The sequence below is a fragment of the Micromonospora sp. NPDC007230 genome, from assembly GCF_042869115.1.
Taxonomy (GTDB): Bacteria; Actinomycetota; Actinomycetes; order Mycobacteriales; family Micromonosporaceae; genus Micromonospora.
Genome location: NZ_JBIAFE010000012.1, coordinates 157,760 through 168,332 on the forward strand (window position 1 = coordinate 157,760; position 10,573 = coordinate 168,332).

10 protein-coding genes and 1 pseudogene are annotated in these 10,573 nt (G+C 67.4%); 6 read left to right on the top strand and 5 right to left on the bottom strand.

Annotated features, from left to right (window positions below; all coding sequences use genetic code 11):
- Positions 1-52 precede the first annotated feature (52 nt).
- A complete protein-coding gene (locus tag ACFYML_RS19060; RefSeq protein ID WP_387421862.1) occupies positions 53-1,087 on the bottom strand; it encodes an IS110 family transposase in 1,035 nt (344 codons plus the stop codon).
- 572 nt (positions 1,088-1,659) lie between these two features.
- On the opposite strand from ACFYML_RS19060, the gene ACFYML_RS19065 reads away from it, so the two are divergent.
- From ACFYML_RS19065 to ACFYML_RS19075, 3 genes are all read left to right on the top strand, one after another.
- Entirely contained in the window at positions 1,660-2,886 is a 1,227-nt protein-coding gene (locus ACFYML_RS19065) for an IS110 family transposase (protein ID WP_387421930.1), read from the top strand.
- A 403-nt stretch (positions 2,887-3,289) separates the two neighbouring features.
- The gene (locus tag ACFYML_RS19070) at positions 3,290-3,754 is read left to right on the top strand and encodes a hypothetical protein (protein WP_387421863.1); all 465 of its coding nucleotides are present in this window, start codon (positions 3,290-3,292) and stop codon (positions 3,752-3,754) included.
- A 366-nt stretch (positions 3,755-4,120) separates the two neighbouring features.
- Positions 4,121-4,735, top strand: a complete 615-nt coding sequence (locus ACFYML_RS19075) for a hypothetical protein (RefSeq protein WP_387421864.1) — start codon at positions 4,121-4,123, stop codon at positions 4,733-4,735.
- 134 nt (positions 4,736-4,869) lie between these two features.
- On the opposite strand, the gene ACFYML_RS19080 is transcribed toward ACFYML_RS19075, so the two are convergent.
- Together ACFYML_RS19080 and ACFYML_RS19085 are read right to left on the bottom strand one after the other, a co-directional pair.
- Entirely contained in the window at positions 4,870-5,157 is a 288-nt protein-coding gene (locus tag ACFYML_RS19080) for a VOC family protein (RefSeq protein ID WP_387421865.1), read from the bottom strand.
- 36 nt (positions 5,158-5,193) lie between these two features.
- Positions 5,194-5,847, bottom strand: a complete 654-nt coding sequence (locus ACFYML_RS19085; RefSeq protein ID WP_355059405.1) for an HAD family hydrolase — start codon at positions 5,845-5,847, stop codon at positions 5,194-5,196.
- A 320-nt stretch (positions 5,848-6,167) separates the two neighbouring features.
- Between ACFYML_RS19085 and ACFYML_RS19090 the strand changes: the two are divergent.
- Positions 6,168-7,404: pseudogene (locus ACFYML_RS19090) on the top strand (IS701 family transposase).
- Between the two features lie 94 nt (positions 7,405-7,498).
- Here the strand turns inward: ACFYML_RS19090 and ACFYML_RS19095 are convergent.
- Positions 7,499-7,840 carry a DUF6966 domain-containing protein gene (locus tag ACFYML_RS19095; protein WP_387421866.1) on the bottom strand — a complete coding sequence of 114 codons (342 nt, stop codon included), beginning with the start codon at positions 7,838-7,840 and terminating at the stop codon, positions 7,499-7,501.
- Positions 7,841-8,017: 177 nt separating this feature from the next.
- Positions 8,018-8,407 (bottom strand): hypothetical protein, encoded by a 390-nt coding sequence (locus tag ACFYML_RS19100; protein ID WP_387421867.1) that lies wholly within the window; start codon positions 8,405-8,407, stop codon positions 8,018-8,020.
- A 219-nt stretch (positions 8,408-8,626) separates the two neighbouring features.
- On the opposite strand from ACFYML_RS19100, the gene ACFYML_RS19105 reads away from it, so the two are divergent.
- Both ACFYML_RS19105 and ACFYML_RS19110 read left to right on the top strand, forming a co-directional pair.
- Positions 8,627-9,397: a thioesterase II family protein gene (locus ACFYML_RS19105; protein WP_387421868.1), complete on the top strand. Its 771-nt coding sequence runs from the start codon at positions 8,627-8,629 to the stop codon at positions 9,395-9,397.
- A gap of 50 nt (positions 9,398-9,447) precedes the next feature.
- On the top strand, positions 9,448-10,569 hold the full coding sequence (locus ACFYML_RS19110) for a class I SAM-dependent methyltransferase (RefSeq protein ID WP_387421869.1): 1,122 nt from the start codon (positions 9,448-9,450) through the stop codon (positions 10,567-10,569).
- Positions 10,570-10,573 lie beyond the last annotated feature (4 nt).

The following is a 10,573-nucleotide window of genomic DNA, read 5'->3' on the forward strand; positions in this document are numbered from 1 at the left end:
CGGGCCGCTGCGTTATCCGGCAGGCGGTTCGAACCCGATGCTCCTATGGAGGTCAAGGGGTGAGGGCGGCGAAGTCGGCGCGGAGGGCGGTGTAGACGTCGCGGACGATGTAGCGCTTGAGGCAGCGCAGGATTTCCTGCTTGCTCAAGCCCTCTGAGACGCGTCGTTGCTGGTAGGCGCGTGTTCTCTGGTCGTAGCGCAGGCGGCAGAGGGCGATGGTGTGCAGGGCGTGGTTGGCGCCGCGGTCGCCTCCTCGGTGCAGGCGGTGGCGGCGTACCCGTCCGGAGCTGGCGGGGATGGGTGCGGCGCCGCAGAGGTGGGCCAGTGCTGCTTCGGAGCGGAGTCGGTCGGGGTTGTCGCCGGCGGTGGTGAGCAGTTGTGCGGCGACGTCGGTGCCGACGCCGAACAGGGCGCTGGTGCGGGGTGCGGCTCGGCGGACCAGTGGGGTGAGTTGCCGGTCGAGGGTGGTGATTTCCTCGGTCAGGGCGGTGGCCCGTCGGGCTAGTCCTGCCAGGGTGGCGGCGGTGGCGTGTTCGGGGTCGTGCAGCATGGCCGGGTCGTGGGCGAGGGTGGCGCACCGTTTGATCAGCACGGCGGCGCTGAGCTTGGTCAGCTGGGCTCGCAGACGTTCGGGGGCGGCGGTGACCAGGCCGCGCATCTGGTTGATCGCGGCGGTGCGGGCCTTGACCGCGCCTTGCCGGGCGACCCGCAGGGCGCGGATCGCCTCGACGGGGCCGGTGCGGGTCTTCGGGGTGCCCATGGCGGTGCCGGCGAGGGTGGCCCGAGCGGCGGCGATGGCGTCGATCGGGTCGGACTTGCCCTTGGTCCGGCGGGTCCGGCGGTCCGGCCGGTCCACCTCGACGATGGTGACTTTTGCGCTGGTCAGGTGACGCGCCAGGTCAGCGCCGTAGCTGCCCGTGCCCTCGACGCCCACGGCGAGCAAGCGGCCGAAGGAGCGCATCCAGGCCAGCAGTTCCGCATAGCCGGCGGTGGTCGCGGGGAACTCGGCGTCGGCCAGTAGTCCGCCTGTGCTGTCGATGACGGCGGCGTGGTGAGTGTCGCGGTGGGTGTCGACACCACCGATCACGGGTCGCTTCTTGGCTGCCATGCTGGTGAGGTCCGCCCTTCTCGTCTGCGTCGAGATGTGTGGACACGTCACCGGTCAGGCAGAGGGACAACACAGTGGTGGGCGCCTCTCGCACAGGCTCCTATCAGGTCACGACGCCGGACCGGTGACATGCAGCTCGCGGAGCCACCGGGCCGGCCGACGGATCGGGATGAGGACAGCAACCGTCGGGCTGCCGGTGAGTCAGACCGGCCCGGCGACCCACCCCACCATCCTCACTGTCTGCCGCCGGCCCGCCCTCCTGGGGAGCGGGCCGCCGCCCGGTCCGCCACGTCAAGCGGACCTAATGAGAGCTACCGGGTCGGCCTTCGGGCAGACTCCGGTCCGGTAGCCGCCGGTGGGTGAGCACTCTGCGGACCGGGACGCTTGCAGTCCTATGTCAAGATCGTGCCCCTGCTGGTGGTCGGGAGATCAGACCGCTGATGGGATGTCGTGCCCGCTGGCTCTGGCGTGAGCACTTGTTCATTAGGTCGCTGGTAGTTCTCCCGCGGGCCGCCGTAGGCGTGATGTCCGCTATGGATGGGAGCATGGGATTGCTGTTCGTTGGCGATGACTGGGCCGAGGAGCACCACGACGTCGAGCTGCAGGACCCGACCGGGCGGGTGCTGGGCAGAGCGAAGCTGCCGGAGGGTGTCGCGGGGATTGCCCGGCTGCACGCGATGATCGGCGAGCATGTTGGGGAGGATGACGAGCCGACGCAGGTGGTGGTCGGCATCGAGACCGACCGCGGCGGCTGGGTGCAGGCGCTGGTCGCGGCCGGCTACCAGGTCTACGCGGTCAACCCGTTGCAGGTGGCCCGCTACCGGGAGCGCCACAGTGTGTCCGGCGGCAAGAGCGACACCCGCGACGCGCATACCTTGGCTGACATGGTCCGCATCGACCGTCATCAGCTACGCCCGGTCGCCGGCGACAGCGTCGAAGCGGAGGCGGTCAAGGTCATCACCCGGGCCCACAAGACGCTGATCTGGGAACGCACACGGCATATGCTGCGGCTGCGCCACGCTCTGCGGGAGTTCTTCCCGGCCGCGCTGGCCGCCTTCGATGACTTGACCGCCCCGGATGTTTTGCAGCTGCTGGGCGCCGCGCCCGATCCGATTTCAGCGGGCCGGTTGACCAATGGCCAGATCACGGCGGCGCTCAAGCATGCCCGCCGCCGCAACATCGCCGAGAAGGCGCAGGCGATCCGGGCTGCCCTGCGCGCCGAGCAGTTGGGCCAGCCGGCCGTGGTGACCGCCGCCTACGGGGCCAGCGTCCGGGCTCAGGTGGCCATCCTGAGCACCCTCCACACCGAGATCAAAACCATGGAGGAGCAGGTCGAGGCGCATTTTGGCAAGCACCCGGACGCTGAGATCTACCTCAGTCAGCCCGGTCTGGGCGCCATTCTCGGCGCCCGGGTGCTCGCCGAGTTCGGCGATGACAGAAACCGCTACGCCGACGCGAAAGCACGCAAAAACTACGCCGGGACCAGCCCGATCACTCGCCAGTCCGGCAAGAAGAAGACCGTGCTTGCCCGCCACGTGCACAACGATCGGCTCATCGATGCCCTCAACCGCCAAGCGTTCTCCGCGCTGCACGCCTCCCCCGGCGCCCGCGCCTACTACGACCGGCTGCGTGCCCGCGGCATCGGCCACCAGGCGGCACTACGCCAGCTCGGCAACCGCCTGGTCGGCATCCTGCACGGCTGTCTCAAGACCGCTACCACCTATGACGAAGCCACCGCATGGGTCCACCATCAACAAGATCTACAAGCCGCTGCTTGACAACAAAGCTCATGGGATGTCTTGACGGCTCGTACGGACGCTGGCGGGCCGGGCGGTGGTCTGCTCGGCTCGCCCGAGTCGGCGGCTGGCGGGATGGCCCGGCGCAACCACCCACGGACCGCAAGGCGCGGACGGAGCCCCGGCCATCCTGGAGTCGTTGCGCCCCCGCCGGAGGCGCACTGACCGCGACCGGTCCGCCGCAACCGTCACCGTCTACGACGCCGACACCCCGATAACAGCCGTTCCCCGCCGCAGCACCACCGACCTGAACCGAACCAAGGCCAAGCACCAGATAACTACCTCCCGGCGATGACCTCGACACGACGCCTAGTCTCGTCATCGACACCGTGCCCGCAGGCCAACGCGTCCGCCAGCACCATGCCGAGGAAACGGGAAAGACCGCGTGGAGAAAGCCCTGCACGTCAATGGCCTGGTGCTGCCCGCCTTGCTGATCGAACTGCTCAACGGTGGCCGCTGGCGGCACCCAGGTGACGACGTCCTGCGTGATCTCATGCCCTGGTTCGAATCTCCGCTGGACTTTCTCACCAGCATCGAAGGGATGCGCCGCGAGAGCAGATCGCTCACCCTGCTTGCCGACGACCCGCCCTCCTCGCACCTGTTCCGGCAAACACGGGGAAGCATCGCCACCGCCAGCGTCGAGCTGCCCTGGCTCGACGTGGAGCAGGCAGTTCTGATCGCGGTCAACCGCATCCCCGGTGATGACGTCGCGATGGCCCTCGACTATCGCACCGACCCCGCCGACCCCCAGGTCGTCGCCAGCGATTTCTGGACTGACCCGAAGCAATGCTCCTGGCAGGCCGTCGCCCCGACCTTCTCTCAACTCGTCGAGGTCCTCCGGCTCCTCTAACACGACACGCGGAGCCGCCGGCCAGACAGACTACCGCCGCGCCATACCATCGAAGCCAACACCAGATCACCAGTATTCGATCATGACCTGGCGTCAAGCGTCCTGCGACGCCGTTTCGTCAACCTTCATGCGAGACCAGGCATCGCCGGCAGCCGGCTGTCCGGTCTCAGGACCTCCGTGACAGATCGGTATCAGGACCTGCGTGACACTCTGCGAGGCGCTAGCGCGTCAGCCGAGCATGGGTCGGGGTCGCGTGGTCTCTGCCCTGGCGGCACTATGCGGAGGTGCTGATTCCTGGGTACGAGAACGACCCGCTGGTCGACGGCCGTCCGTTCCTGACTGACTCGCTGTTTCTGGCCGACCTACTTGTCCGCCACGATGGCTTCCCACGATGACTCGCTGGTCACCGCCGCGTTTGAGGTCGAGCAGGAGGATTGTTTCAGTTACTTCGATCGCTTGACGGATCCGGACGCATGGCCGGTATTTCGGCTCGGGCTGCGCGATGGGCACGAGATCGACGTGGTCTACCGGAACCTGACCGGAGACATGGGCACGGAGTACGTCCTGTGCCGGTCCGGTGGGAAGCACAAGCTAGACCTGGCGAACGTGGGTGGACACGAGTTCCGTCCAGGGCTGAGCTGGTCCGAGCTGATCGCCGCAGCGACCTGGTCGAGCGCGCCGTATGGGGTGGTGGAGCCGGACGCCCGGCTGCTGCTACTACTACCCGCGTTCGGGGATGCGGACCTGCCGGCGGATGCGACGGCGATGCTGACGGCCGCATTGACGAGTTGCGGCGCCGGGTCGCGGGCCGGTGCACTCGCCGAATGGTTACTGGAGGACCCAGAGGACTGGCCGCACTGGCGTCAGCAAGGCGATGCTCTCGTCTGCGATGACCGGTACAGCCGGCGCAACCCCGAGGGGCCGACCGCGCACTCGCCCGCCGACCTGCTGGAGATCTCATCGGCGCTCCGGGTCGCCTAGCCGGATGTGTCACCCACGTCCCGAGACCGATCTGTCACGCACGTCCTGAGACCCGACATGCCGGCAGCCGGCTGTCCGGTCTCGGGTCCTGCATGACACGGTCGGTATCAGGACCTGCGTGACGCTGTCGACGGCTACGGCTTGGCCAACTGCCCGGCCGAACGGGCCTCAAGGACGTCGAACTCGTTGCCCTCTGGGTCGGCCATCGTCACATGGTCAAGGGCACCGTCAGGTGCGTCGACCCGGAGGACGGTCCCGCCTGCTGCCACCAGTTTGTCGACGATCGCCTGGACCCGCGGCCAGCGCACCTCCAACGGCTCGTGCCGGCCGCCGCCGACGTGGATATCGAAGTGCATCCGGTTCTTGACTGCCTTCGGCTCGACTTCATGCTGGAAGAATCGGAGATCTTTCCCACAGCGCATTGGGCAACCTCGACCAAACCAGGAACCGAACCGGCTTCAGATTCCGGCCAACGCCAGCACCTGATCGAACCCGCGAAGCTGGGCTGGCGAACTCACCATCGGCAGCACCAGGGCCGGTATGCCGACGGCCACGGAACCGCCGTCGCATCCGGGATGGTCGCCAACCATCAACGTTCGATCTGGCTGTGCCGCCAGGGCTTCGACTGCGGTGCGCCAGATCCGTACATCGGGTTTGACGAAGCCGACCTCGTAGGAAAGAACGAATGCATCGATGTAGCGGTCAAGCCCGTGCCTCGCAAAGCAGATGCGAATGTCCCAGCCCACGTTGCTGACCACGCCAAGGCGAATACCGCGGGCACTCAGCGCGGCGAGAGTGGACGCCGTATCCGCGTACGGCGCCAGCGCTTCGGCGCGCGTTTCGTGCAGGGCTCGCGCAAACGGCAAGTCCACCCCACGGATTTGCTGCAGGACAGCCAGAATCGCCCGGTCCCACACCTGTGGGTCCAAGTCCCGGGCGATGTGAGCAGGGTCCGTAGCCGTCGTCCGCAGCAACTCAGCGAAATCCGAGGCGATGCGCTCCGCCTCACCGGCGGCCACCTCCCGGCCGATCAAGGCCGCCGCGCTGCCGACCCAGCGGTTGGGGTCCCTGGCGAACAGGGTCCAAGCGAAATCGAACAGGACGGTTGTCACGGGTTTCGAAGGCACCAGGTCACCCTAGATCAGCGGGACGATTGACATGGGCCATGATGCTCCTGACTGCGCTCGACGCAGAACAGGTCGAGTTGCCCTCCGGGCCGGCCTTGGTCACCCGACCGGGGCCGCTGGATACCGGCAGTCCCTAGTACTCCAGCCGGGGATGTTGACCTTGGCTGAGCTGTGGCGTGATGCGGCGCGGGAATGAGGGCAGCCACCGTCGATCATGGACGGTTGTGTGGACTGACCATGACGCAGCGGTGGCTGCCGGATACAGGGTAGACGCCCAACGATGGCGGATGTTGTTCGACGACCTACTGTTCACTGTCGGCCAACGTTTCCGCAGGCCGGAGCCCCGGCGGCGGGTACGGGACTTTGTCCGGGGCCTGCTGGCGCCGCTACCGCGTAAGAACTGCTGGACGATCGCTGAACACGCCGGCGACGCCGGTCCGGACGGGATGCAGGACCTACTGACCCGGGTGAAGTGGGACGACGTGGCGGTCCGCGCCGACGTGCGTGAGTTCGTCTGCGAGCAGTTCGGCGACACCGAAGCGGTACTGGTCATCGACGAGACCGGTGATCTGAAGAAGGGCCGGCACACCGTCGGCGTTCAGCGGCAGTACTCCGGCACCGCCGGAAAGATCGAGAACTGCCAGCTCGCCGTGCATCTGGTCTACGCCACCGAGGTGGTTCACGCGATGCTCGACGCAGCCCTCTACCTCCCGAAATCGTGGTGCGACGACACGCAACGCCGGGCTGAGGCGGGTGTCCCGGAGCAGGTGCGGTTCGCGACCAAGCCGCAGCTGGCGTCCCGGATGATCGAGACCGCGGTCACCGCCGGGCTGCCCTGCCGCTGGGTGGCCGGCGACGAAGCCTACGGCGCTGACCCGCGCCTGGCCGCCCGGCTTCGTCAGTTGCAACTGGGCTACGTCCTGGCGGTGGCCTGCTCGCATCAGGTGACCACCAGCCATCTACCGCGTGGACGCGCTGGCCACGGGACTGCCCGCTTCTGCCTGGCAGCGCGTGTCCGCCGGTCGAGGCGCCAAGGGACACCGCTACTACGACTGGTCTTTCACCGCCCTACCCGCCCACCGCGACCAGCACGGCGGACACCACTGGCTCCTGATCCGCCGCAACCGGACAACCGGCGAGCTGGCCTTCTACCGCTGCTGGTCATCCGAACCCGTCCCGCTGCACACCCTCGTCACAGTGGCCGGGCGCCGCTGGAAAATTGAAGAGTCGTTCCAAGCCGCGAAGACCGGCCTCGGCCTCGACCAGCACCAAAACCGCCGCTGGACGTCCTGGCACCGCTGGACCACCCTGGCGATCCTCGCCCACGCCTTCCTCGCCGCTGCCACCGCTCACCGCGACCGGCCCGACCCAGCCGGGCTGATTCCGCTAACCGTCAACGAGCTACGCCACCTGTTCAACGTCCTGATCATCGAGCCCACCCGCCGCCACACCGACCCCTTGCTCTGGTCGATCCGCCGACGCCGCCACCAAGCCCGCGCCATGAACAGCCATTACGCCCGACAAGCCCTAATCGAGCCGTGATCACGATCCCCGGCTGGAGTATTAGGTGCGTCCGTTGTTCACCCCTGTTGACCGACCCGACGGGCACGCAACGGGCACCCTCGGCCCTGAATGCCTACGGGTCGTTCTCTCGAAGGTCGATCTTGAGCTGACCCGCTAACCCGTAACACAGGCCTCGGAGTTCGTCGATCCGCTCGTAGGCGCTCCGCTCTTGATCCGGTGGCGGCAGCTTGCTCCAGTTGGGCGACAGGTCGTTGATGCTCCCCATGCCGCCGTACGCGCTCAGCCAATGGTCGAGCCCGCCTGCGTCTCCGGCGTCGACTCGGATCAGCGCCCGATCTGCCCACTGCGCCCAATGTTCGTTGTCATGCCGACGGAGCAAGTCGCGCAGCTCGACGAGTGCGGCGCGAAATCGTCGGAAGTTCTCGTCAATACGCGAGTGCGGCACCTTGACCACAGCTCGAGCCCTCCTCCTGATTGGGCGCATTTAGCCCGTGGAAGATCCACGATCGTTTCGTCCCGAAGAATGATCAATCGTTGATGAGCTGAGCGTGTAGCCGGGACGAGCTGCCGGAACAGTCCACCATCGTCCGTGGGCGTCCGGCGTTGGCCGCCCCGGTCGTCACCCAGTTGTTCACTCACTGGTTCGCACGAACTCCTGCAAGGTCCGGCACGCGTGGTCTACCGATGACACGAAATCGCCGGTGAAATCGACAGGATCGTCCATGACCGGGACCTCGACAGCCTCATCGATGGGCATCGAGTTGCCTCCCTGGAGGAGCGACATTGAATCCGGCGCATCAGCACGGTGGATCACTGCATACTCCCCCCGAAAGCCCACGGTGAGCAGCGGGAAGTCTTGATCAGGCATCCGGACCTCCCGATACCCTTCCCCTCGGGACCTGAGTTCCCCGAAGCGGTCGAACAGCTCAGCCGCAGTCGACTTGATCTCGGCTGGGTGGAACCGCCCCGAGGCCGGCGACGTTCCCGCCCAGACCACGTTCACGTCCGCGTACGAGCTCATTTCCACACCCCCAGTATGAGTCCGACCGTGTTCCCATCACTGTCTGCCGGGTAGTGGAAGTCTGCGCCGATCGGGAGCCACTGCCTGCGGCTGTCCGGGGCGTGCGTACCGCTGACCGGCTGGGGAACCTTGCTGGCCGTCTGACCGTTATCCGTTGCGGAGCCGCTCGGGGTCACGGTCTGGGCGGCTCTGCTCCTTGGTTGACCTATGCTCGCGGTCATGTCCCCGGTGAGTGCGGGCGGTGCGAGCCGCTGGTTCGGGTCGCTGGCGCAGTCCACCGGCGATGCGCAGGTCTTCGTCTTCCCGTATGCCGGTGGCATCGCCGCGTCGTTCATGGAGTGGCAGGCGATGGCGGAGCCGGAGTTGTCGTTGCAGGTCGCGCTGATGCCGGCCAGGGGAGTCCGGCTGCACGAGCCGCCCGTGGACGACATTACGGAGCTGGTGGATCAGCTGACGGCGGCGGTCATCGAGCGGGCGTCGGGGCCGTTCCTGCTGTTCGGGCACAGCCTGGGTGCGCTGGTGGCGTTCGAGGTTACCCGGGAGCTGCGTCGCCGGGGTGCGCCCGATCCGCTGGCGCTGCTGGTCAGCGGGGCCGAGGCGCCGCAGACCCGCCTGATCACGCAGCGCTATCACCAACTCGACGACACCGGCCTGATCGAGGCGTTGCGCGACTTCGGGGCCACCCCGGCCGGGTTGCTGGTGGACCGGGAGATGATGGAGATCATCCTGCCGGGTATCCGGGCCGACTTCGCCCTGTCCGAGCGGTACGTCTACCGTGCCGAGCCGCCGCTGGAACTGCCGGTGCACGTGCTGCTCGGCGACGGGGACGAGCACGTGGACCTGGAGCGGGCGGCCGGGTGGGCGCTGGAATGCACGGCTCCGCCACGGCGACATGTGTTCGCCGGTGGGCATTTCTTCCTGACTGACTACCAGTCGGAAATCTTGGAACTTATGCGCCGCATCGTCGCCAGTCACACCGCTGTGACGTAATCCTCGACAAAGGATGTGTAAGGACTTTTGTCCACACCAGGGCTTCCTTTGTGTCGGGTGTGCGACCTGGCGGACCGGCGAAATGCGGTGCTAGAGTTCGCCATCCGTTCATCGAAGGGACGTCGCTGACGAGGCGGCAAACCGTTGCGTGCGCCGAGGTGCTCATGAGCCCGTCGTACTTGCCGTCCTTGGTTCTGCGTGAGTACTTGCATACGGTGGCGACCCTCCACCCCCAGCTGCGCGAGGTGCTTGATTTCGAGCGCCCGGGTGCGGCCGCGGCGCTGGCGGAGTTGGCCGCCACGGTGAGCGAGTTCGACACCGACTCCACCGGCCGGGGCGACTCTTATCGCCGGGCCCAGCGCGACACCCTGGTGCGCTGGACCGGGATGCGGCAACTGTTGGAGCTGGCCGCTCCGGCCGGATCCGAGCCGGTCACCCTCATCCTGGACGTGCTCGGCGGCGACGGCACCGTGGCGCGCGCGGCGAGCAGCCAGTCCGCCTGTTTCGAGTCCAAGCTGGCGTTCATCACCGGCGACCTGTCCGGCCACATGGTCGACAAGGCGCTCGCGCACGGCCTGCCCGCCGTACGTCAGGCCGCGCACTTCTTGTTTCTGCGCGACGCCAGCCTGGACGCGGTGCTGCTCGCCTACGGAACGCATCACATCCCGGCACGCCAGCGGCCGCTGGCGGTGGGGGAGGCGGCCCGGGTGGTCCGCCCTGGTGGCCGGATCGTGCTGCACGACTTCGACGAGTCGAGCCCGATGGCCGGATTCTTCGCTGAGGTGGTGCATTCGCACGCCTCCGGTGGCCACGACTACCAGCACTTCAGCCGGGCGGAACTGGCCAGCCTGTTCGCCCAGGCCGATCTGCCGGTGCGCATCGTCGACCTCTATGACCCGCTGATTGTGCGCGCCGATACCGCCCAGTCCGCGTGCGCTCGGATTCGCGACTATGTCGGCGACATGTACGGGGTACGGGAGTTTTTCGCGACGCTGAGCGATGACGAGGTGTGGCGGTTGCTGACGCACCACTTCGACCACACCGGCTACCTGGCCGCGCTCGGCGGCCGTGACGGCATCCCGGCGCGGCCGGTGGTCTACCGGGCCGATGGGCAGTTCGTCGCCGAGGTGCCCCGGATGGCGATCGTCGCGGTCGCGACAAGGGCGGCGTGACCTC